This is a genomic window from Caldanaerobius fijiensis DSM 17918 (genome assembly GCF_900129075.1).
GTDB classification, from domain to species: domain Bacteria; phylum Bacillota; class Thermoanaerobacteria; order Thermoanaerobacterales; family Caldanaerobiaceae; genus Caldanaerobius; species Caldanaerobius fijiensis.
Genome location: NZ_FQVH01000015.1, coordinates 27,331 through 51,990, shown reverse-complemented (window position 1 = coordinate 51,990; position 24,660 = coordinate 27,331). Strand labels below are relative to the sequence as shown.

At 41.0% G+C, this 24,660-nt stretch carries 17 protein-coding genes; 3 read left to right on the top strand and 14 right to left on the bottom strand.

The annotated features are described in order from the left end of the window. Positions 1-14 precede the first annotated feature (14 nt). From BUB87_RS07565 to BUB87_RS07545, 5 genes are all read right to left on the bottom strand, one after another. Entirely contained in the window at positions 15-395 is a 381-nt protein-coding gene (locus BUB87_RS07565) for a cytidine deaminase family protein (protein WP_073343588.1), read from the bottom strand. A 24-nt stretch (positions 396-419) separates the two neighbouring features. Then, positions 420-1,400, bottom strand: a complete 981-nt coding sequence (locus tag BUB87_RS07560) for a M42 family metallopeptidase (protein ID WP_073343585.1) — start codon at positions 1,398-1,400, stop codon at positions 420-422. Continuing rightward, positions 1,400-2,401: a M42 family metallopeptidase gene (locus tag BUB87_RS07555; RefSeq protein WP_073343582.1), complete on the bottom strand. Its 1,002-nt coding sequence runs from the start codon at positions 2,399-2,401 to the stop codon at positions 1,400-1,402. The genes BUB87_RS07560 and BUB87_RS07555 overlap by 1 nt, the downstream gene beginning before the upstream one ends. Then, a complete protein-coding gene (locus BUB87_RS07550) occupies positions 2,394-3,434 on the bottom strand; it encodes a M28 family peptidase (protein ID WP_073343579.1) in 1,041 nt (346 codons plus the stop codon). The genes BUB87_RS07555 and BUB87_RS07550 overlap by 8 nt, the downstream gene beginning before the upstream one ends. 63 nt (positions 3,435-3,497) lie before the next feature. Then, on the bottom strand, positions 3,498-4,172 hold the full coding sequence (locus tag BUB87_RS07545) for a rhomboid family intramembrane serine protease (protein ID WP_073343576.1): 675 nt from the start codon (positions 4,170-4,172) through the stop codon (positions 3,498-3,500). Positions 4,173-4,416: 244 nt separating this feature from the next. On the opposite strand from BUB87_RS07545, the gene BUB87_RS07540 reads away from it, so the two are divergent. The 3 genes from BUB87_RS07540 to BUB87_RS07530 all read left to right on the top strand — a co-directional run bounded on the left by BUB87_RS07540 (position 4,417) and on the right by BUB87_RS07530 (position 10,801). After that, positions 4,417-5,538, top strand: a complete 1,122-nt coding sequence (locus BUB87_RS07540) for a Gfo/Idh/MocA family protein (protein WP_073343574.1) — start codon at positions 4,417-4,419, stop codon at positions 5,536-5,538. A 54-nt stretch (positions 5,539-5,592) separates the two neighbouring features. Next, a complete protein-coding gene (locus BUB87_RS07535; RefSeq protein ID WP_073343571.1) occupies positions 5,593-8,715 on the top strand; it encodes a beta-galactosidase, LacZ type in 3,123 nt (1,040 codons plus the stop codon). Between the two features lie 88 nt (positions 8,716-8,803). Continuing rightward, complete coding sequence (locus BUB87_RS07530) at positions 8,804-10,801, top strand: beta-galactosidase trimerization domain-containing protein (RefSeq protein ID WP_073343567.1); 1,998 nt, start codon at positions 8,804-8,806, stop codon at positions 10,799-10,801. Positions 10,802-10,889: 88 nt separating this feature from the next. Here BUB87_RS07530 and BUB87_RS07525 read toward each other — a convergent pair whose 3' ends face one another. From BUB87_RS07525 to BUB87_RS07485, 9 genes are all read right to left on the bottom strand, one after another. Next, a complete protein-coding gene (locus tag BUB87_RS07525) occupies positions 10,890-13,538 on the bottom strand; it encodes a glycoside hydrolase family 78 protein (protein WP_073343564.1) in 2,649 nt (882 codons plus the stop codon). A gap of 101 nt (positions 13,539-13,639) precedes the next feature. Then, positions 13,640-14,779, bottom strand: a complete 1,140-nt coding sequence (locus BUB87_RS07520) for a uroporphyrinogen decarboxylase family protein (RefSeq protein ID WP_073343562.1) — start codon at positions 14,777-14,779, stop codon at positions 13,640-13,642. A 26-nt stretch (positions 14,780-14,805) separates the two neighbouring features. Next, positions 14,806-15,870 carry a uroporphyrinogen decarboxylase family protein gene (locus tag BUB87_RS07515; protein WP_143156638.1) on the bottom strand — a complete coding sequence of 355 codons (1,065 nt, stop codon included), beginning with the start codon at positions 15,868-15,870 and terminating at the stop codon, positions 14,806-14,808. A 14-nt stretch (positions 15,871-15,884) separates the two neighbouring features. After that, the gene (locus tag BUB87_RS07510; protein WP_073343557.1) at positions 15,885-16,976 is read right to left on the bottom strand and encodes a uroporphyrinogen decarboxylase family protein; all 1,092 of its coding nucleotides are present in this window, start codon (positions 16,974-16,976) and stop codon (positions 15,885-15,887) included. Positions 16,977-17,039: 63 nt separating this feature from the next. Beyond that, positions 17,040-17,924 carry a carbohydrate ABC transporter permease gene (locus BUB87_RS07505; RefSeq protein ID WP_159432379.1) on the bottom strand — a complete coding sequence of 295 codons (885 nt, stop codon included), beginning with the start codon at positions 17,922-17,924 and terminating at the stop codon, positions 17,040-17,042. A gap of 10 nt (positions 17,925-17,934) precedes the next feature. Next, positions 17,935-18,825, bottom strand: coding sequence for a carbohydrate ABC transporter permease (locus tag BUB87_RS07500; RefSeq protein WP_084111018.1), 891 nt, complete (start codon positions 18,823-18,825; stop codon positions 17,935-17,937). A 15-nt stretch (positions 18,826-18,840) separates the two neighbouring features. Next, a complete protein-coding gene (locus BUB87_RS07495) occupies positions 18,841-20,364 on the bottom strand; it encodes an ABC transporter substrate-binding protein (RefSeq protein WP_073343551.1) in 1,524 nt (507 codons plus the stop codon). Positions 20,365-20,485: 121 nt separating this feature from the next. Beyond that, on the bottom strand, positions 20,486-22,441 hold the full coding sequence (locus tag BUB87_RS07490) for an ABC transporter substrate-binding protein (RefSeq protein ID WP_073343547.1): 1,956 nt from the start codon (positions 22,439-22,441) through the stop codon (positions 20,486-20,488). Positions 22,442-22,693: 252 nt separating this feature from the next. Then, positions 22,694-24,586 carry a beta-L-arabinofuranosidase domain-containing protein gene (locus BUB87_RS07485; protein WP_073343545.1) on the bottom strand — a complete coding sequence of 631 codons (1,893 nt, stop codon included), beginning with the start codon at positions 24,584-24,586 and terminating at the stop codon, positions 22,694-22,696. Positions 24,587-24,660: the final 74 nt, after the last annotated feature.

The window sequence follows — 24,660 nt, the reverse complement described above, 5'->3', positions numbered from 1 at the left end:
TTTACAACACTTTATTATTGCCGCCAATCATACGGTAAAAGTTCTCTGAGGGTTACTATTTTATTTTCTCCAACCATCACTTCAGCATCTAAATTCTGGTCGTTAATCTGACTTATAAATTCGCGACAACGACCACATGGTGGCATAATATGGCCATCCCACCCTACAGCAATCATTTTTAATACACGACTTTCGCCTGCAGTTATCATCGCAGCTGCGGCAGCGTGTTCAGCACAAAAGCCCATAGAACATGCGGTATCAATGCACACACCTGTATATACATTTCCACTTTCTGAAAGAATAGCAGCACCGACTCCACCGGCCTCAGCATATTCCGAAAGTTTACGTGGATTTATTACAGATTTCGCTTTTTTATAGAGTTCATCAAAAGTCATATTTTTAGCCCCCTTGTAATCTACTTAAAACTCCTCAATGGCGTGAACCAGTAAATTTATAGCTGCCTCCACATCATTTTTATCAACCATCTCACTATGGGAGTGAACATATCTCGATGGAACTGATATAACCCCAGATGGAACTCCTGTCTTTGAAACATGGATTTCTGCTGCATCTGTTGTTCCCATTTCTAAAATCTCGTATTGATATTTAATGTTATTCTTTTCTGCAACGCTTGTTAAAAATTCCTTTATCTTTGGATGAACTATAAAGCCCCTATCCATTATTTTAATAGCAACACCATCTCCCAATTTGACCGCCATCCTGTTGCAATTTGGTATATCTCCTGTTCCTGTAACATCAATTGCAATAGCAGCATCAGGTTCTATTGAATAAGCAGAAGTCCTGGCACCCCTTAAGCCAACTTCTTCCTGAACTGTGAAAACAAAATAAACATCACAGTTTATGTTCTTTATTCTTTTTGCAGCTTCTATTAAAACATAGCAACCTACTCTATCATCAAAGGCTGCACTGATAAGTCTTTGCCCCAAATCTTGAAAATCAGATTTAAACACTCCAAAATCTCCGATATTAACCTTCTTTTTTGCCTCATCTTTACAATTTGCCCCTATATCAATGTAAAGATCCTTTAAAGCTAATTCTTTTATCTCAGCCTTTTGTTCCTTTGAGATTATTCCTTCCACTCCATTCTTAAAAACCACGCGCTTAAAAAGCAGTGAATATGGATTTAGACCACCTATGTTCGTAAATCTTAAGTACCCATCATCGTCAATAAAAGTTACCATAACACCAATCTGATCCATATGAGCTGTAAGCATAAGCTTTTTTTGACCACTTCCCTTTTTAACCGCAATTACATTGCCTAATGCATCTTTACTTATTTCATCTACATATGGCTTTATAGTTTCCATTATAAATTCGGCAATTTTATCTTCTCTACCTGATGGTCCGTAAATTGAAGTCAAGCTTTTTAAAAGTTCCATTACAATTCCTCCCCTTCAATGCTTTCTAATACTTTCTTAACAAGCTTTAATGTGTATTCATAGTCATCCTTATGGACCATGCTGATTGGCGAGTGAATATATCTTGTGGGAACTGAAATGCTGGCTGTAATTATCCCTGATTTGGTCTTATGGATAGCCCCTGCATCATTTCCACCCACATTACCCCTTCTTATTTGATAGGGAATACCATTCTCTTCTGCTACTTTTAAAATCCTATTTAAAAGCTTTTCGTTTGTAATTGATGACGAGTCCATGACAGAAATTGCAGGACCCTTTCCTGTTTCAGTTACAAAATCCTTGTCATCCTTAACAAAATCGGCACAGGTCGTCCCTTCAATAACAAGTCCTATTTCCGGTTCAATCTTATATGCAGCAACAGTTGCACCCCTCAGTCCTACTTCCTCTTGAACCGTAAACACACAGTATAAGTCAAGATTATAGTTTTCCTTTAAAATATCGATTAATATAGCACATCCAACTCTATCATCCAGTGCTTTTGCTTTTATGTATTTTCCCATTTCAACATATTCGCTTTCAAATGTAGCATAATCTCCAGGTTTAATACTTTTTAAAACCTCATCCTTACTTGTTGCGCCTATGTCGATAAAAAGATCCTTAACATTTACTGGATCATTTCTTTCACCTTCACTTTGAAGATGTATAGGCTTATATCCAATTACTCCCTTGACCTTTGCCCTACCGAAAACAACCCTTTTGGAAACCAATATTCTCGCGTCAATTCCACCTACCGGCGCAAATTTTATTCTTCCATCATCCTTTATAGCTGTTACAATAAATCCAACCTCATCCATATGGGCTGCAAGCATAACTTTTTTGCCATTTCCTTTTTTATGAACGATTAAGTTCCCAAGTTTATCTACAAAAACTTCGCCTGAATCCTTCACCTCATCCTTTATAACATCTCTGACTTCCTTCTCATATCCTGATACGCCAAAGGCATCTGTAAGTTTTTTAAGCATAAATTTCACCCCAATTCTTCAATGAAGAAATAAATAATGCTAAAAGCCTTCCTGCTCTTATTACATCTTTGTAATTTACAACCTCTGTGGATGTATGCATATATTTTATAGGGACTGAAATTAGAAGGGTTGGAACGCCTTCTCTGCTTATTTGAACATTCCATGTTTCTGTACCAGTCGGACCTGCTGCAACATCTATTGTATACGGTATACTATACTCATCCGCCACTTTAATCAGCCTTTCAGAAAGTTCCGGGTGAATATTAGGTCCTACTGTTATTTCTACTCCCTTTCCACATTCAACCTGAATATCAGGATTTGCATATTTATCTCCTAAGGTTACATCTACAACTATCCCTATATCAGGATTTATCTCATACGTTGTAGTCCTAACTCCTACAAGTCCTCTTTCCTCTTGAGTTGTTGCTGCAAAATAAACATCAGCTATATGTCTTAAATTTTTTAAGTTTTTAGCGCACTCATATAAAACCATTATCCCTACACGGTTATCTAGAGCTTTGCCGGTTATAAAATCACCTAATAGGTCAATTGACTTTCTATTTATAGTAATAAAATCACCTATACTTATTATCTTTTTTAATTCGTCCTTTTCCATTCCACAGTCTATAACCATTTCATCTATTTTTATAGACTTTTTTCTATCCTTCTCAGTCAATACATGGGGTGGTTTTGCACCTATAACCCCAAATACATCTTCTTTGCCGTGAATTATAACCTCCTGGGCTGGCAATGTTTTTGCATCAACTCCACCTACATTTGTAAAGTGCACAAATCCTCTATCATCTATATCAGTCACCATGAGCCCAATTTCATCGGCATGGGCAGTCAACATTATTTTTAATCTTTCTTCTCCTTCACCCTTTTTGACTGCCACAAAATCCCCCATCTTGCCTCTTTTAACCTCATCTGAATATTCCTTAAAGATTTCTTCTAAAACATCATGCAAAATAAATTCACTTCCTGAAACGCCATTCAGGTCGCTCAGCTTTTTAAGTATATCTTTTCCCTCCAATTGTTTCTACTCTCCCTCCCAAAAGTACTTAGAAATATTGAGATAAAAAATTAACATTCTTGATTAAAACTTTCTAAAAAAAGGAATCGCTATTATCCCAAAGATAAAACCACCTATATGTGCCCACCAGGCAATACCGCCTCCAAATGCTGGCCCTAAAAGAGAGAAAAGCCCGGAAAAAAACTGCGAAACAAACCAAAAACCGATAAAGAAAATGGCCGGGATCTGCACAAAAAGCGGCACCCAAAGAAACGGGATAATAGTTATAATGCGAGCTAGTGGAAACATGACAAAATACGCTCCCATAACCCCGGCAATAGCTCCTGAAGCTCCAATAGTTGGAACAGATGAATATTCATTAAAAATATAATGAGTTAAAGAAGCTATAATCCCGCTTAAAAGATAAAAAACCAAAAAACGAAGATGCCCCACCCTGTCTTCAACATTATCGCCAAATAGCCATAAACTCCACATATTGCCGATCAGATGTAACCAGCTTCCATGAAGAAACATACTTGTAATAAGAGGCCATGAAAAAAACAATATTTCAAGCCGCAAGCCTTCACGCCACAAATTTGTTAATTTTAGAGGAACAAAACCAAAGCCATACACAAACATTTCCAAAATATTTGAAGGTAACGAAATCTGAAATAAAAAAACCAGAAAATTAACAATAATAATTATCCATGTAACAAAAGGCTTTTTTCTGTGGGGGACAGTGTCCATTAGAGGTATCATATACAAATCTCCTTTAAAAATTTTATCACATGTTTATAATGTTCGACAAAAAAAGCGAGAATCCTTTTTGACTTCAAAAATTCTCGCTTATTAGAAAAGAGCATGTCATTTCAATATCTCTAACATCATACTATAATAATATTCATAAAAATTTAAAAGAGAGAGGATTATTAACCTAAATGTAGAATTATATTTATAATGTTATAAACAAAATTTAAATTTTAGATAAAAAAGGGGGATATAAATGGAAAAAGTAAAAATTGGAATCATAGGGATAGGCAACATGGGCAGTGGCCACACCACATACCTTATGAACGGTGAAGTACCAGGTGCTGAACTCACGGCGGTATGTGATATCGATCCAAAAAGATTGGAATGGGTAAAATCAAAATACGGCGACAAGATCAAATTGTTCGATGATGACGATGCCTTTTTTGCTAACTCAGGCGTAGATGCAGTTATAATTGCAACGCCGCACTATTCTCATCCTCCTCTGGCTATTCAGGCATTTCAAAAGGGAATGCACGTGTTAGTTGAAAAGCCTGCAGGAGTATATACAAAGCAGGTAAGAGAAATGAATGAAGTAGCCAAAAAGAGTGGCAAGGTTTTTGCCATCATGTTTATGTGGCGTACACACCCGCTCTACCAGAAATTAAAAGACCTCATAGACTCCGGTGAATTGGGTGAAATCAAGCGGACAAATTGGATTATAACCAACTGGTACCGCTCACAGAGCTATTATGATTCTGGATCATGGCGCGCTACGTGGAGCGGTGAAGGTGGCGGGGTTTTGCTGAACCAGTGCCCTCATAACCTGGATTTATGGCAGTGGATATGCGGAATGCCCAAAAGGGTAAGGGCTTTTTGTTATTTTGGCAAATACCATAACATTGAAGTGGAAGACGATGTGACGGCTTTTGTAGAGTATCCCAATGGAGCAACCGGAGTATTCGTGACGACTACAGGTGAAACTCCAGGGACCAACAGATTAGAGGTCGCCGGCGATAGAGGAAAAATAGTCATAGAAGACGATAAATTGACCTTCTGGCGGCTACGAGAATCCGAGAGAGAGTTTAACGCCAGGTACAAAGGCGGGTTCGGCGAGCCAGAATGCTGGAAATGCGAGATACCTATAAACGGAAAACCATCATGGCATCCCGGCATTACTCGAAATTTCGTGGAGGCCATTCAAAAAGGCACACCGCTTATAGCCCCGGGTGAAGAAGGAATTAAAAGTCTCTCCATATCAAATGCCATGCTTCTCTCAACATGGACTGATGATTGGGTGGAGCTGCCAATAGACGAAGATCTGTATTATCAGATGCTCAGCGAGCGCATAAAAAATTCTACTATAAAAAAGGGATAATAAGGATTTATACAATACTATAATTTGGCATCAACGGTTAATGGAGGATTGCCTATGAATAGCTACAGCAGTAAATTAAAGAAAAATCACTGGGAAGACCAGCACGTTTTACATATAAATCGCGAACCGATGCACTCCCCATGGGGTGCATATTCCAGCCTTGCGGACGCTATTACCTGCAACAGAAAGATCTCTAAATATGTATCAGTGCTGGACGGTACATGGAAATTTAAGCTGGTGAATAGCCCAGAAGATGTGCCTGAAGGTTTTTACAAAGAAGACTATGATACGTCAGGGTGGGATGATATCGTCGTACCAGGAAACTGGGAACTTCAGGGTTTTGGCTATCCCATATACACGAATGTAATTTACCCATTCAGCCAGGACAATCGTGATCTAAATCCACCTTTTGTACCAAAAGATAATCCCACGGGGTGTTATGTAACCAGATTTATTGTCCCTGAAAATTGGAGTGGAAGGGAGATATTTATAAATTTTGAATCAGTAGAATCCGCTTTTTATCTCTGGGTAAATGGTGAGATGGTAGGATATTCACAGGATAGCAAGCTGAGCGCAGAGTTTAATATAACCGATTATGTGAGGATAGGCACCAATACGCTGGCCGTTCAGGTGATGAGGTGGTGTGATGGCTCATATCTTGAAGACCAGGACTACTGGCATTTATCAGGTATACAGCGTTCGGTGATTCTGTACAGCAAACCAAGGGTGCACATAAGGGATTTCAAGGTGTTTGCACTCCTGGATGACCTGTACCAGGATGGAAAGCTAGTTGCATACTGTTATGTAAACAAGGTCAAAGGATATGAGAATTACAGAGTAAGGGCTAGGCTTTTTGGTCCTTCGGGAGATGAGGTAATACCTGCTTTTGAAGCAAAAATATCATCGGAAACCCCTATGTACGACAGGCGAGAGTTTACTCCAGAGGCTGGCGCAGCCCTTTTAACTGCCGGCGTAAAATCTCCCCTAAAGTGGACAGCCGAAAATCCCAATCTCTATACCCTGGTGTTTGCACTGGTAGACCCAGAGGGCAATGAAGTGGACTTTGAAAGCTGCAGAGTGGGATTTAGGAGAATAGAGATTTCCGAAGACGGTGTCATCAAATTAAATGGCAAGAGGCTTATAATAAGAGGCGTTGATCGCCATGAACATCATCCTGAAAATGGCAGAGCGTTGACAGAAGAGCGCATGCGCCAGGAAATCATAGCCATGAAGCGTCTAAATTTCAATGCTGTTAGAACCAGTCATTACCCCAATAGCCCTATCTGGTATGATCTGTGCGATGAGCTCGGAATCTACCTGGTAGACGAAACCAACCTTGAAACCCACGGCATTCAGGGGCAACTGTCCAAGGACCCAGAATGGGCTTGCGCCTATCTGGACAGAGCCATGAGAATGGTGTTGAGGGACAAGAACCATCCATCAATCCTGTTCTGGTCACTGGGAAATGAATCCGGTGCGGGAATGAACCATGCAGCCATGGCGGGATGGATAAGGGCCTACGACCCTTACAGATTGGTTCAGTATGAAAGCGGAGATCCAGGTCCTGCTATTTCGGATATAAGAGCGCCTATGTACCCACCTCTGTCCTGGGTAGCTGATGTTATGGCCGATACCAAAGACAGGCGTCCGATGGTCATGTGTGAATATGCTTATTCCAAAAGCAACAGCAATGGAAACTTTAAGGATTTTTGGGATTATGTAGACAAATACCCTCGCTTTCAAGGTGGATTCGTATGGGACTGGATCGATAAAGCCATAACCAAATACACCGAAGATGGCACAAAGTACTGGGCATACGGTGGGGATTTTGGCGAACCTGTGGTGGATCCGGTAAAGGATATGTGCTTAAATGGCGTAGTACTGCCCGACCTCACTCCCAAACCAGGTGCCTACGAAATCAAAAAAATCCAAGCTCCCGTCCAGGTCAAAGACCTGGATGTCTTAAAGGGCAGGTTTGTGGTTTACAATAAGTATATTGACAGCGATCTCAAGCACCTTTATATAAAGTGGCAGGTCACTGAAAATGGCATTGAAATCCAGAGTGGAGTTATAGAACCCCCAGATATCCCGCCAGAAGGAAGCGGAGAATTGATAGTGCCGTTTGATCTGCCCGCTGCCAAACCAGGAGCAGAATATTTCGTAAATCTGTCGTTTTGTTTGAATAGGGATATGCCATGGGCAGATAAAGGCTACGAGATATACAGCGAACAGTTTGTGCTGCCTCTTAAGGCGCCATATAAAAAGCCGACCGTTTTTTACGCGCCCTGTACCTCGAAAAAGTTGAATATCACCGAGGACGAACTTCATTATGAAATCCAGGGAGAGGATTTTACAGTTAGCTTTGATAAAATCCATGGCATCATAGTTTCATACCGATTGAACGGAGAAAATATCATTAACTCGGGTGCACGGGAAAATTATTTTAGAGCTCCTACGGGTATCGATGAAGCTACGGGAGGAGCCTCATCCATAGCCGAAGATTGGTATGCTGCCGGGCTGGACAGATTGGTTAGAAAAGTTGAAAAGGTAGAGTGCTATAAAGCAAATGAAAATCGGGCACACGTTGAAGTAACTTCTTACCTGTGTACCGATGGCCTGAATGACGGCATCATGAGCCTCATGAGGTACACCATTTATAGCGATGGCACAATAGTCATAGAGAATGCCGTAGATGCAAGTAAAAATCTCCCGATTTTGCCACGAATCGGCGTGACATTTACACTTCCAGCTAAATTTGATCGCCTGAAGTGGTTTGGAAGAGGGCCTCACGAAAATTACCCAGACCGCAAATTGAGCGCCCATGTAGGGCTGTATGAAAGCACTGTAGACCAGCAACACTTTCCGTATATTGTACCGGTGGAATGCGGAGGGAAAGAGGATGTAAGGTGGTTATCTCTAACCGATCAAACCGGCAAAGGAATAATAATAGAGGGCTTTAATTTGCTGCACTTTGACGTGCACCGCAACAGCGTGGAAGACTATGCAAAAGCAAAACATACTATAGAACTTAAACCTAGAGACGAAATTTATCTCAACATAGACCACATTCACTCTGGGCTTGGCGGTGATAACGGCTGGAGCAAGTGCATACATGAACAATACCAGGTTAAGCCTGGGAGATATCAGTACAGCTTCGCCATAAAGCCGCTATGGTAAAAGTTCAGTTGGTATCAAAAGATTCGATCGTTCCGCTGCTATCAAAATTCAACTCATCAAGTTTACATTAAAGGGGGAATTTTTTAAAATGAATAAAAAATTTGAATTACCTTTTAGAGAAGTAAATCTGGATTTTCACACCAGTCCCGACATATATGATATCGGAGCAAAATTTGACCCCGAAGAATTCGCTACTACCCTTGAAAAAGCCAGGGTAAACTCCATAACGTGTTTTGCAAGATGCCATCACGGCATGTTGTATTATGATTCCAAAGCCTTCCCCGAGAGGGTACATCCCCATCTGGTAAACAAAAACCTCCTCAAGGAACAGATCGAGGCGTGCCACAGGCATGGCATCAGGGTCCCCATTTACATAACAGTTCAATGGGATCAATATACAGCCGAGGAACATCCTGAATGGCTGGCTGTGGATGGCAATGGACGCCCCTTTGGAAATTCCACCTTTGAACCGGGTTTTTACCGCAGATTGTGCGTAAACTCTCCATATAGAGATCTTCTAAAAGCCATAACGAAAGAAGTGCTAGAGACGCTGCCTGTGGATGGATTATTTTTTGATATAGTATCACCCGTACCCTGCGCCTGTAAATATTGCCGTGAAGGCATGAAAAAAGCCGGTCTGAATCCTTCTGACCTGAAAGACAGAACAAAATATGGCCAGATGCTTATAAATGAATTTATGAAGGATATGACTAATTTTATAAGACAGTATAATAAAGACTGCACCATTTTTTACAACAGAGGCCATATAGGACCGGTTCACAGACCGGTGGTAGATGCTTATACCCACTTTGAACTAGAAAGTTTACCCAGCGGAGGATGGGGATATTTGGATTTCCCAATAACCGTCCGTTACGCCAGAAACCTGGGTCTCGATTGCGTCGGCATAACAGGTAAGTTTCACACCTCATGGGGCGATTTTCATTCCTTTAAAAACAAAGCGGCACTGGAATACGAATGCTTCCGAATGCTGGCACTAAATGCTAAATGCATGATCGGTGACCAGCTGGAGCCTAACGGGAAGTTGTCCGAGGCGGTCTATGACCTTATAGGCTCTGTCTACTCTCAGGTAGAAAAGAAAGAACCCTGGTGCGTGGGCGCCAGAGCTATAACCGACATCGGTGTTTTTACCCCTGAAGAATTCTACGGGGCTGATGTAGGAGGTTTGCCCCCTGCCATCATGGGAGCAAATCGCATGCTGGAAGAAGCAGGCTATCAATTTGATATCATCGACTCAAAGAGCGATTTTTCAAGATATAAGGTGCTGATATTACCAGACAATATACCTGTGTCCCAAGAATTTGCTGAGAAACTGGACAAATATGTAGCTGACGGCGGCGCAATCATAGCATCATTTGAATCAGGTTTAAATGAAGACAAAAGCGCCTTCTCTATAAAATCACTAGGTATAAAGCTAAAGGGTGAAGCGCCGTACAGCCCTGACTTTATACTTCCAGAGGGAGAGATAGGCAGGGGATTGCCAAAAACAGAACACGTCATGTACATGAGGGGATTGGAGGTAGAAGCGGAGCAAGGCACAGAAGTACTGGCATACACCGTTGTACCGTATTTCAACAGGACATGGGAACATTTCTGCTCCCATAAACACACACCTTCTTCAGGAAAAATAGGTTATCCTGGTATATTAAAAAACGGCCGAGCTATTTACTTTATGCACCCGATTTTTACTCAGTACAATCAAAATGCTCCCCGCTGGTGTAAGCAGCTTCTCGTCAATGCCCTGAATATGCTTCTGCCTGATCCAGTCGTGAGACACAGCGGACCTACTACCATGTTTGTCACGCTAAATGAACAGGCAGAACAAAACCGCTGGGTGCTGCATTTGCTCCATTATATACCTGAGCGGAGAAGTCAGGACATTGACATAATAGAAGACGTTATACCGCTGTACAATATTAATGTATCCATAAAAGTACCTAAAGAAGTAAAAGAAGTAGTATGCGTGCCTGAAGGTAAACCGTTGGCTTTTGAAATAAAGGGTAACCGAGTCGAGTTTGTAGTGCCAGAAGTTAACGGTCATCAGATGATAGCAATAAGTTTTAAATAAAATATGACACGAAAAAATATGACATGAAAAAGGAGGGCGTCATTTTCAGATGCCCTCCTGATTTTTTAATATCTTCTGCCTATAAATGCTATAGTCTTGAACTGAAGTGGTATTCTCCTGACTGAAGCAGCAAAACAACACGACCATCTTGGTATCCTTTAACCTGTATACCTACCTGCTTTGAAACAGGCTCACCATTTTCCATTACGCTCTCCGGGTCAGATGTGGGAATATAAACAGTGCCCGTGCTGTTTGGCGGTATTATTACATGCATGTTAAAATTGTTTCCCTCCACAGCCCAGTTGCATGTTATCTTCCCGTACATGGATTCATGCCATGCTTTTACCCATTGTAAATCCCCCACAGGATTGGGTTTAAATATAATGTTCTTGAAGCCAGGCACCTCCGGGTCTGGATTAATTCCGGCCAATCCCTTGTAAAACCATGCGCTTATATCGCTAAACATGTGGTGATTGCGGGATGCGTCCCCTGACCATGTTTCCCACAATGTGGTTGCACCCTGTGCAATCCAGTAACCCCACCCTGGAAATGTGGTCTGTGTTGCTATGTCATAAGCCAGATCTGCCCGGCCTAACTCCGTCAATGTGTGCATAATATATTTTGCGCCTAATATGCCACAATCTATATGCCTATTTGCTTTTTCCACCTGTTCCACCAGTAATGCCAGAACTTTCTGCTTTTCATCTTCATTCACCAATCCCTGATACAACGCACAGGATAGTGATGTCTGGCTGTTGCTGAGAACCTGTCCGGTGTCTGGATCAAAGAATTTTTTGCGGAATGCATCTCTGATCCTTCTGGCAAGCTGCGCATACCTTTCCGCATCCTCTTTTTTACCTAAAATCGATGCCACCTTTGATAGGATATGGGTATCTACATAGTAATAAGCTGTACTGGTCACCGCTACTGGACATTTATGGCCTTCAGGACCACCTGTAGGTGGGCACCAATCACCCAGGCCGAACTCTAAAATGTCATCTGTGGCCATAGTGGTCATAAAGTCCACATACTTTTTCATGTTATCATACATCTTCTCAAGTATGGCTTCATCGCCACAATATAAATACATATACCATGGAATGAAAATTATGGCACTGTCCCATGCAGGGCCACTGCCCCAATTGTATCCCCATCCCCCTGTTGGAACAATACCCGGCAACTGTCCGGTCTTTCTCTGTACATCCTGAAAATCTGACATCCATTTTGTATATGCTGTCATTGGATCGAAGTTCATCAACACCTGCTCAGCAGAAAGCTGTGCATCACCCGTCCAGCCATTTTTCTCCCTGTGAGGACAATCTGTGGGAATACCCATATAGTTGGACAATGTGGCCCACCTGGCAGCATGTTGAATGGAATTTAGCAATTCATTGGAACACTTAAATTCTCCCTGGGCTTCAAAATCTGTATGAACCACTCTTCCCCTTAAGTTGTCCAGCGTGGGTCTACCAGGAAATCCTGTAACCTGGACATATTGAAAGCCATGGTACGTAAACCTGGGTTCCCAAACCTCTATCCCTTCACCTTTTAAAGTATATTTATCTGTCTGAAATTCTCCACTTTTTACAAACACGTCAATATTAGATGTATCGATGTCTCCATCATCCTTCAACTTTTCAGCATATTTCATCGTTACGGTTGTCCCCGCCGGCCCGCTTACCTTTATTTGAGCCCATCCTGAAATGTTTTGCCCCAAATCGTACACAAAAACACCTGGTTTTACTTCTTTAACGCTTTTAGGAACTATTGTATCCGTAATTCGGATAGGTGTCATCTGTTGAGACTTTAAAACGCCTCCAGGACCGGGTACAATAACCGCATTTTCCCACTCACTATCATCATAACCAACGTCATTCCACCCTTGCTTTTCGAGGCGGGCATCGTAAAACTCTCCGTTTCTCAACCCATCAAACACAATAGGTCCTGTGGACACACGCCACTGACGATCAGTGGTAATCACCGATTCACTCCCATCATCATATTGAACAATTACCTGAAGCATTAGCTTTGGCTTATCCCGCCAGGGAGCCTGCTCAAAATTCCACACCTCTTTTGTAAAACAGTTATACCAGCCATTTCCGAGAATAACCCCTATGACGTTTTCTCCCGGTCTAAAAGCGTCAGTCACATCATATGTGTTGTAAAGCACTGTCTCATCATATCTGGTAAAAGCAGGTTTAAGAACATCATCGCCTATTTTTCTCCCATTAATGTACAATTCATAATACCCCAAGCCGCAAACATACGCTCTTGCTGATGCTACCTTTTTTTCTAATGAAACCACGCGGCGAAAAAGCGGTGCAGGAGACGGCTCCATATTACCAGTATGTGGTGCAGCTATCCACTGACCATACCAGTCGCTTTGATTAAGCAATCCCATTTCCCAGTACGCTATTTCACTCCAGGCAGAAGGTTTTCCATCCATATCCCAGACTTTAACCTTCCAGTAGCACCTTTGCCGTGACTTTAATTCTCTTCCTTTATAAACCACATGAATGGATTGATCCGTTTCCACTATGCCAGAATCCCACATGTCGCCGATATCTTTATTCAATAATTCTTTTTCGCTTGCCACAAGAACCCGATACGCGGTCTGACGCTGTCCCCTTTCTTGCGAAAGCAAAGCCCAGCTTAAACGCGGGTTGGGTGTCTCCACACCCAATGGATTGTACAAATAATTACACCTTAATTTCCCTACTGTCAATTTAGTATCCATAATATCCTCTCCCCTTTTATATCCCACATTTTTTCACAAAACTTAAGTTTTTCTTTAATTTCCATATCTATATTATATCACTTTAATTCGTAATGAAAAAATCAAAATCTTCCGCTTAAAAGATCTATCTTCCTTTTCATGTAATACATAAAGTTCTCCAACGGCACATCAGGCGGTACCAGGTGGTCGACGGTTGGAATAAATCCTCCTTCTTCGATGAGGGGTAATAACGACATCAGATGCTCTTCAATATCAGCTTTTGTCTTAGCAAGGATCCTTTTATCTATACCACCCCAAAGCCTGAGGCTTCTGCCAAACTTCTTTCTCAATTTTATTGGGTCCATATCTGCTGCTCTTTCCATAGGCCATATAAAATCCACGCCGGCGTCCATTAAAAGAGGTATCAACGCTTCGCAGTTGCCATCAGTGTCAACGCCTACATACCTTACACCATGGCTCTTAAAGTAATCGACAAGACGCCTCATATGAGGATATATAAACTCCTTATAGGTCTTGGGGCTCAATAACGGACCGCTTTTCATGGCCATATCTTCGTTAATAAACACGTAATCCACATCGGTTTTTTCCAAAATCGGCCTGCTAACTTCTATGGTAAAATCAGCTATAAACTCCATCATCTCATGCATTAACTCAGGCTGATCATACCACGCGTAGCATAAGTTTTCCGTGCCCATCCACTCTCTGGCTCTCCAGTAAAACCCTAAAGTACTGCAATTTCGACCAAGCACCAAAACATGGTCTCTGCTTTTCCAACGAGGCAACATGATTTTCTCCCATTGAGGGGGATATCTTCTTCGCATATTAGCCACATATCTCTTTTTTAGTTCTCGAAAATCATCGATATTTTCCACCGGGAATTTTAAATATTGATCCATACTGGCCCTGGTGCCGTGAGCCGTCCCTTCAATCAAAGCCTTGGTGACGACGCCGTTTTCGTGCCTTATGATTTCATACCTATCTGTTTTTTCGATAATTTCTGCTTCAAATGGAGGAATCATTCCGTAGTTTAAATTTATAAATTCCCTGGCATCCATATCAAAAAATTCTTCTCCCGTGAACCAATCCCAATGCAGATCGTAAATATTCAAACCTTCTTTTTCCCATCTATCTATGGTCTGCCCCCAGACACCTACTTCGTAGTTGGGTATGCGGTCAACAGCCTTATATTCCATCGTGTTGATAAACCTCTCCCTTTGAGTCATAGCTTTATCAGTAAACATGTTGCAACCCCACCCTTTTAGAATTCCTATCTCTTTTTATAAGTGCGGGCTACTTCTACCATCGCCATGATGTTTTCAGCAGGTATATTGGGATGCAGTTCCGTGGTCGAACCCAAGAAATAACCTACACCGCCTGCCTCTTCAATAGCATTAATACAAGCTTCCCGCACTTCTTCTACTGTACCAAATGCCATCAACTGGCTAACATCTATGCCGCCGGTTATAAACAGTTTATCGCCATAGCGTTGCCTTACCTCTTTTATGCTCATGCCAGCTACTGTCTCCATGGGATTTATACCATCGATACCCGCATCAACCAGATCATCCATTATGGGCATGAGATTTCCGTCTGAATGGAAAAGGCATTTTACCCCTGCATCATGATAGGTATCGTTGAGCCGTTTTAACCGCGGGAAGAATTCTTTTTTTAAGAAAGCCGGAGGAAATATAGGTCCACTCTTATATGCCAGATCCGTATAAGTCAACACTATAGGTACCAGTTCAGGGTCAGCGATGGCCTTAGCCCGCCTTATCTCAGCCTGATTTAAAGCTTCCAGCCATTCCGACACCAGATCTGGTTCGTCAGCCATCAAGTAGCTAAAAAGCTCTATACCTGCCATACTGCGAGCATAATCCAGGCCAACATCGCTTTCTACCACGATCACCGTATCATCGCCTATACCTCTCATATGTTTTATTATACGTTCTCTATAACTTTTTACATAAGCCTCGTCAGGTTGCCATCTGTTTTTTCTGTCAATATCCTTCTCAACCCACTTTTTCAACCCTTCTACGTCATCAAAAGGCCTCTTTTCTATCCAGGATGTATATCTATCGTTATAATAAACAAAACCATCTTCATTCGCAGAATATCCAGGATGGAAATTGGGCACTACGATCATGCGCGTCATGTCCAGCAACTCTCTTATTGCGGCATACTCCAATCTCCACGCATTTTCTTCAGTTATCTTCTCCCCGCCAATGTATTCCCGTATATTGTCATTGTCTATGATGTCGTAGACCGGTATTCTATCCGTCTCCTGAAAATTAATTGTCCTTAAAACCCTTTCCCTTTTTGTCATTTCCTTCATAACAGCACCGCCCTTCAACAGCTCCCTTTCTCAATAACGCTTCTCAAGCATTTAAGATAATACAAATAGTTTTTCAACGGCACATCTGGCGGAATAGAATGGTCTACATCAGGTATGTATCCGCCTTTTTCTATGAGAGGTGGTACTTTACGCAATATCTCTTCTCTTATAGCCCTCTCATCTTTAGCCAGTACTTTTTTGTCTATACCGCCGATCATGCGAAGTTCCGGATATTCCTGTCGCAGTTTAACCACATCCATTCCTGATTGAACTTCTAAGGGCCAAACGCCATTGATACCTGCTTCCAGCCATATGGGTATAAGCTCGCTTATATCCCCGTCGCTGTCTACAAAGATCAGATCAATGCCCTTTGATCTCAAAAAATCCGTAACCTTTCTATAGCGTGGCAACATAAATTTTCTCACCATTTGCGGCGATATCAATGAACCGTGATTGTAAGCCATATCCTCCCAGAAGGCAAAAAAATCTATTTTTGTATACTTTAATATCTCATCAACTATAGCAATTATCAGTTCGGCTTTATCGTCCATCATCTCTTCAATGAGCACAGGGTCATCGTAAAACGTAAGGACCAGATTTTCCAGTCCCATGAGATTTCTTAAAGGGCCAAAAAAACCTCCTTCCCTATCGGCAAACATTCTTATAGGTAAATTGCTATTCTCATTGTAAAACCTTGCTCTTTTCTTCCACTCCTCGGTTATGCGCTGTTGAGCGTTAAGCCGAAAACGCCACTTTAGCTTGTGATAATCCTCCCGGTTTTTTACGGGAAATTCCAAAAAATCCGGCATAGATGTTTCGGGGTCTGTCTTCTTTTCCCTCATCTTTATGCCTTCGTGGTTTATATAAACCACGAAGGCATCATCCTCTTCTAAAACGGTTCGCTCAAATGCCGGACACATACCAAAATATATTCCAAGTTCCACAACGCCATCGGCATCAAACAATCTGTTCAAATCTACATTCTCCGGCAAGCCTTCGCTATGCCACCGCTTTAAAGTCGTAGCCCACGGCCCGCCTATATAAAAAGGGACCCTATCCACCGATTTAAATCTCATGGTGTTTAAAAAACGCTCTCTTTGATTCATTATATCACCCCAATTTACTTATCATAAGGACAAAAAGTTCAACTATCCTGCAGCGGTATTATTCTAAAGTTTCAACGCTCCGCTGGTCATGCCTTCTATAAATTGTTTCGAAGCAAAGAAAAACGCCACAAGCAGCGGTATACTCGTTATCACATACCCCGCCATAGCAGGGCCAAAATTCCTGGTAACCTGAGCTGTCGTTGACGTAAAAGGCTGCAAGCCTATGGCAATGGTATACAGATCCTGCGACGTCAGCGCAATACTGGGCCATATGATATCGTTCCAGAAAAACAACAAGCTCAATATTGCCAGTGTTGATATCATAGGCATGGACAGCGGTATTGCAATCTTTCTAAAGGTTTGAAAAGTGGTAGCGCCGTCAATTCTAGCCGCATCAAATAAGTCCTCAGGTATTGCAGCCATAAATGTCCGCAATACAAATATGCCAAAAGGAAGCTGCGACCTTATACCAGGTAATATTACGGCCCAATAAGAATTTAATATCTTTAAATTATCCACTACTTTAAACAAGGGAATAAGTGTCAATATTCCCGGAACCATCATGAGTGCCAGTATAGACATAAACAGAAACTCTTTACCCGGAAAGTCAAATCTGGCGAATATAAAAGCGCTCAAAGTAGCAATTATCAAAATCAATGCAACGGCAATTATGGTTATTATAAGCGTATTTACGATATAGACGCTCACGTACTGCCATGCGATTTTATAATTATCAAAATTTAGTGGAAACGATAAAAGCCATGGATTATGTATGTTCTGTTCTGGTGTCTTAAAACTCTTAAACAGCATCTCTATTAAAGGCAAAAATGTGAAAAATAACAATAACCACGTCAAAACATGCAACATCCACTCTTTATAATCAATATATCTCACTCTTAACGTCCTGGCAACAGGCCTTTCAACTTTCACATTATACAATATCTCCACCTTCTCCCTTTTAATAGTTGACCTCATTGGCTTTACCAATTCTGGTATTAATAATGGTAAGTATGAGAATAACCCCAAACATAAGCAAACCTATTGCAGATGCATAGCCAAAATTGCCGTACCCAAACGCATTTCTGTACATCCAGTAGCCTGGCACCATAGTGCTGTTGGCCGGACCACCGTTTGTCAAAATATATTGTAGGCCAAAACCTTGAATACCGCCAATAAGCCCGAGTATTACCAATAGCTTTATCTGACCCAACAAGAGAGGCAAGTCAATGTAAATAAACCGTTTAATACCAGTAGCTCCATCCAACTTGGCCGAGTCGTAAACGCTTTCAGGCACGTTTTGAAGCCCTGCCATATAAATAAGGAAATTGACCCCTGATACCCATGGAAAGCCTATCAAAATCAGAGAATACAGTGCAGTATGGTAATCTCCTAACCATCCAATTTTCTCAAAGCCCAATGCGCTCAATATAGAGTTCAGCAAGCCTACGTTGGGTTCAAATACAAGGTTTTGCCACACCAACATTATTACCACACTTGGTATCAGCATGGGAATTATAAACAAAAACCTGTATATATTGCTGAGCTTCTTATTCTTCATATTAAACAACAATTCTGCTCCAAGCAATGGAGGAATAAGGCCTGTTATCATGCCAGCTATTAGCAAAATCACCATGTTATATATTGAAGAAATAAATATCCTATCGTTTACAAATAGATTGACGAAATTTCTAAAACCTATGAAATTGGCTATATTCCCATCCCAATCAGTAAATGCGTAGTAAAATGCGATAACAGCAGGATAATAGCCAAAAATCAATATAATGATAAATGCAGGCAGCAGATATAGATACAGTTCTTTTTTTCTGTAAATCTCTCGCAGCAAACCCATTTGACTTCCCCTCCTCTACCATTTAGATGTATCCCAGTGATTCTGTCTTATCTGCTCCTGAACGGATATTTTCATCTCAGCCGTCAAGGAATCTATCATCTGCTTCAGGCTATACTTTCCTAAAATATATCCTGGGTAATAATTTGTTTCAAACTGGTCGTGGGCGCGTAAAGAAAGCGAATCCCATAATGCAAAGGTATGCCAATCCACAAAACCTTTCTTTTGGTCCTCTATCGCCGCGTCATAAAGAGGTTTAAACAGAGGCAATGGTTCTGCGCCATTTACAGCTGGTGTGGCGGTCCCTAGCTTATTTACCATCAAGCTGTTGTTATGTGGCTCAGTTAAGAACTGAAGAAAATCAAAAGCCAGATCTGTAGTTCCCTTAACCTTCGTAGTATTCGTAACAAGCCATGTAGTGCTATAGCCTGCATCTCCTCTCACAACGCCTATGCCACCATAAGGCGAATCTTCCTTTGATACGATAGGATATGGCATTATCCCAAAATCAAATTTTCTGGATTTGTCATCACTGATAGTCCGCATGTGAATGCTTATACCTTCTATCATTCCCACTTTGCCATTTAAAAACAGATCAAGAGCATTTGCCGTCATCCAACCCTTTGGATAATATTTGGTCTTTTCTTTCACGAATTTGAGATATGCCACAAACTGCGGTGAATCAAAAGAGAATATGCCTTTAGTAAAGCCCCTCGCAAATTCTTGGTTATCTATAACCCCATCTTTTACCAGTACATCCATCTTGGGCAGATACGAATTCATAAAGCAGCCACCTAGGAATATATCATACCAGTGATATAGCGGCAAATACGGTATCACACCAACCTCGCGGAGTTTTTTTTGCGCATCCATAAATTCCCCAAAGGTCTCCGGTATCTTATCTATTCCAGCTTTTTCAAACATATCTTTGTTGTATATAATGCCTATAGGTATAGTATCAAGGCCAACCCAGTACAAGTGGCCATCAGGAGATCTTAGGGCATCCACCCATACCTTGTTAAATTGGTCAATCCAGTGCTTATTCCCCGGTACGTATTTGTTGGGTTTTTCTAAATACGAGTCAGATGGTATAACCCAATCCTTACCCACAATCATATTTTTATATGCTCCCATATTCATGTACACAATATCAGGTGCTTTTTTACCTATAAACAAAGGGATAAGCCTTTGAGGATCACCGCCAAATGTTGTATCCAATATCTGTATCTTTACTCCCGGATGCAGCTTTTCCCATTGATCAGCCAACACTCTTAACTCATTATATGGATACGGATTGGCATCAGACTTTACCATGCTCTTTGTAGAATAATAATTCCCCGTACCTCCACCGGCATCTACCACAATAACCTTTTCGCCACCGGTATTGTTTGTGCTGTAATTGATATCTTCCGAAGAACTGTTTGTTGCTTTCCCGCTCCCCTGTGGCACAAGGCCTTTTACTATATAGCTATAATTGCCTGTACAGCCCGACAATACAAAAATTGCGAGCAGGCAAAATAACCATATAAGGTGCCTTTTCATAGATCAACTCCCCCTCTTAATTAATCACTTATTTCTACAGTAAAGGGATTTGCTTGTAAGGCAGCAAATCCCTTTACTGTAGTCCTTAGTACCTCTAAATTTTCGCCTCTATATTTCTACATCATTTAGGATAAACCTGACCCGTCGCAATATAATACTTTAATATGCCAGGCATCCAGAACGCCATCACATCGTCATAATCTTTATCAGTTGCAGGCATAGGCATATTCCTGTTGTATTTCGCCAGCTGATCCTCCATAGGCACACCGCCGATCTGCCCGGCATTAACCATGGTTGTACCTGTATTCCAGAACCAGGTAAATGCCAGTGCATTTTCATTTATAATCCATACCAGATCTCCTGAAACCTTTTTCAATTCGTCTTCACTCATATAAGGCATTTTCTTCAACACATCGTTAATGTTAACATCCTTGCCATCCGGCCCTTTAAATATCATGTTAGTGCGGCCCTGATCCGGACCACTCTTAAACGTGGGGAAATTGCCTGCTTGCCCTGGAAAACCATTGAAAAAGTTATTAAATATTGTAGGTGGATCATTTATTCCATCATTAGTCCAGTTAAACATAAAATCCCACGCCATATTATACATAGCCTTTGGCCTCGTAGCATTGGTGTAGTAAATGCTGGGATCCTGTACCGTAAGTTTTGTAGGCAATCCAAACTTCGTCATCTCTTCTGCCTGTACTTCCATGCCTTTTACAGGCCATCCTGATTGACACGCAATCGTTAAATTATACATCTTACCGTTTTTGTCTCGCCAGATTCCATCAGAGCCTTTTGTCCACCCTGATGCCTTCAACATCTCTTCTGCCTTGGCAGGATCGTATTTATATTTTGTCAGCTTATCCTGTATATCCTTTGATACCCATGGATCCATAAACTGAGGTATAGGAAGTAATGCTGTAGCAGCATAGTCCACCAGCGTTGCATAAGGGTTAGCTACATCCCTTATTTTGCTCCTATCTACAGCGTATAGCACAGCTTTTCTTACATTGACATCGTCAAAAGGTGCTTTCTGTATGTTAAAAGATGTGCCAAATGCGGCCGGATCACCTGCGGGATAGAAAACCAAATCTTTGTTTGTCTGCAATAGATTTTCGATGATATCCTTTGTACCTCCTGTTTCCCATCCACCAGCCAGATTGGTCTTGCCGGATCTGAACATGGCCAAAGCCCCTGGCTGATCGGCTATATATAGATGAACTTTATCAAATTTCACATTGTCCTTCCAGAAGAAATATGGGTTCTTTACCAGGATCATTTCAGATGCTGTCACTTTCTGTACCATAAACGGACCTGTACCAATAGGCAACTTGGGATTTTCTTTCGTAAAGTCCTGCCAATTTTTGTTCAACGCATCAGATGTGTCTTTATCAATATATTTGCCAAACGGCCCTCTCTTGGATAGATCGTCCGTAGGCTGTGCTTTATCCAGTATCTCTTTTGCCTTGTCTACATATTTGCCGTAAATATGATAAGGAATTGTATCCTGGACATCATGAGCAATATACTTTATCTTTAAATCATCTGGCGGCGAAAACTTATCCCAATTAAACACCACCGTATAATCATCAGGTGTATCGATGCTTTTAAGGAACTTTGTTACGTAAGTGCCGTTGTTTAAAATGTAGTACGCCCAGACATCCTTGCTGGTAAATGGTTGTCCATCGTTCCACTTCACATCTTTTCTCAAATGAATGATAGTCTGTAAACCCTTTTGTTCATAAGATTCTGCTATAAACGGCTTAAAATTACCTGTACTTCTCCACCACTGAAATAAGCCACAGTAAACCCAGTCATACGCTGAGCCTACGCCACCTGCTGCAAAAGGATTACCTTGATATAACGGCGGTTTAGGCCAACTACCAAAAGCATATGCTATAGCTTTTTCTTTATTTTTTAGTTTAACCGGTGCATTGTTCTTTTTAACATTAGAAGATACAGCTTTATTAGAAGTTTTATCAGACGAGCTTGTAGATGTTTTTCCACATCCGCTCAATAGAATTGTTAATAACATTATAACCGATAAAAAGACAGCAATATTCCTTTTAAGCACGTACATCCTCCCCCTCGTATCATTTTACTTTAGATTTTATTTGTCACTGTATATGTCCACTCTATCAATTAAATTTTCACCGATAAAATCACCTCCTTGTAAACTTTTACTATTAATATATTATGCTCCTATTGCTAAATATTACTTTAATCTTCTATAAAAACATTTTCAAAGTCCAAATTTGACCAAATTCGTCGAATATTCGCTGTTTTTTTTTTTTTTGAATATTTCTCGCGTTTTCTCATTGTTTCTTTAATTTTGATATGGGAACTGTGTTATTCTCAATTTAGCTGCTCCATAAGGTATGAGTTCGATATCTTCCTCTGGTTCATCTGAAGTCACAGGACTCATAGGCAATTCGCCTGCCGAATTGGATTGTAACTGCCATTCTTTTACTCTTTTGCCCTTGCACTTTAATATAATAGGTGGATTGGATGAATCGTATGGCTGATAAGTTACGTCATGCTTCTCTATTGTAAAAGAACGACTGGGGCTTTGTACATCCAACAGCAAAGCATAGTTCCATGGAGTAGTAGGATATACCTCCCAATCAGCATAAGGACCAGTACCCCTCAGCTTGCTCCATCGTTCTCCAATCCTTAGTGAAAATACCAAAGGACCACGCTCTACAGCCACCGAATTGTTGTACCATCGGCTAATTCTTATATCCATAGGCAACCGTAGAATAATTTGATCACCATCACTCCATTCTCGCTTTACAATAGCAAAAGTGCCCGCATGCGGAGTAGCAAATAAACCACCATTCACCATCACTTCTGCTTTATAGCACCAACCTGGTATGCGCAGCTTTAATGGAAAGCAAACAGATTTATCACAATGTACAGTAAAGGTTATACTTTCATCAAATGGATAATCGGTTTGTTCGTCAATAACAATATTGATGCCATTACCCACTTTTGTGTTAACACTACATGGAGCATATGTCAACGCTACCACACCATTATCAGCTAACATCCACAAACTGTTAACAAATTTAGGCCATCCTTGATGCATGTTGGCAGTACAACAACCAAAGTTGGGTTCCAAACCAAAAAGATTGGATTCATCGCCGTTATTATACCAATTTCTTTTTGCTTTAGTCACCAGTACCTGATTGGCCTGCTGATCATATTGATGCCCCCACATATCTTTGGTAAAAGCAGCTGGTAAAGCATTATACGCTACTTTTTCCAATATATCCGAAAACATAGTACTCTCAAATATTGACAGCAATACTTGCAGGCTGAACATATACTCTACCACAGCACATAGTTCTGTTTCCTGTGATGGATTACGGCCGCTTAAATGTTCATCACCTGTAAACATTCCATTTGCAACACCATGATATTTCATAAGGTTTTCTATAGCATTTACAACGGCTTCCTTGTGTATGGGATTATTGGTATAAAGATATCGCAATGCTGGCTCTTTTATAGCCATGGCTACATTAACCACATGATTGTAATGATAGTTCATAAGTCTTACTAACTCATCGTGAGGTCGCTTTATAACATATTCCCATTCATAATAATACCTTATAGGACGGACAAAAGGAAAATCATTAAAGAAATCAGTCCAATTCAGTGTTTGATCAAATATAATTTCAGCCAAATCCAACAGCTCTCTATCACCTGTTTTATTATACAACCAATATATGGCGAATATGTTCTCACCGCCCCTGGCCTGTGCCCAATCCTTTAATGGTCTCTCTTTTATATGAGACTTTTGATAGGCAAAATATTTCGTCATAAACTCTAAAACCCTTGAATCAGCAGTAGCTTCGTAATATTGAATCAATGCCTTGAGCATTATCATCCTAGGCCACCAATCATCGTTGTTTTCTGGTCCAAAGAAGCCGTTTTCCTTCTGGCTATTTAATGTCCATTCTACCCACTTTTTGGCTTTCTCTATAAGCCTTTCATCATTTAACAGATAGGCCAACGGTATTAATCCATCACAGTAATACGGGCCTCTTTCCCAATTTTCGCCAGTTCCCCCTAGCCACGCACTGTAAGAACCCACCGAATCCCATATTTCATCCAGATGCCCCGTCAAACCATTAGCTTGGATTTGCAATTGATTATAAAGCCAACCTTTAGGCTTTATAGCTCCTAAAGGCAACGGAGTATGAAGTGTTTTTATCATTCGTAGACACCCCTTTCTTCAACCTCTTAGTTATGTAACTCCAAAAATTATTTCCTTTAAAAACTTATAGTACC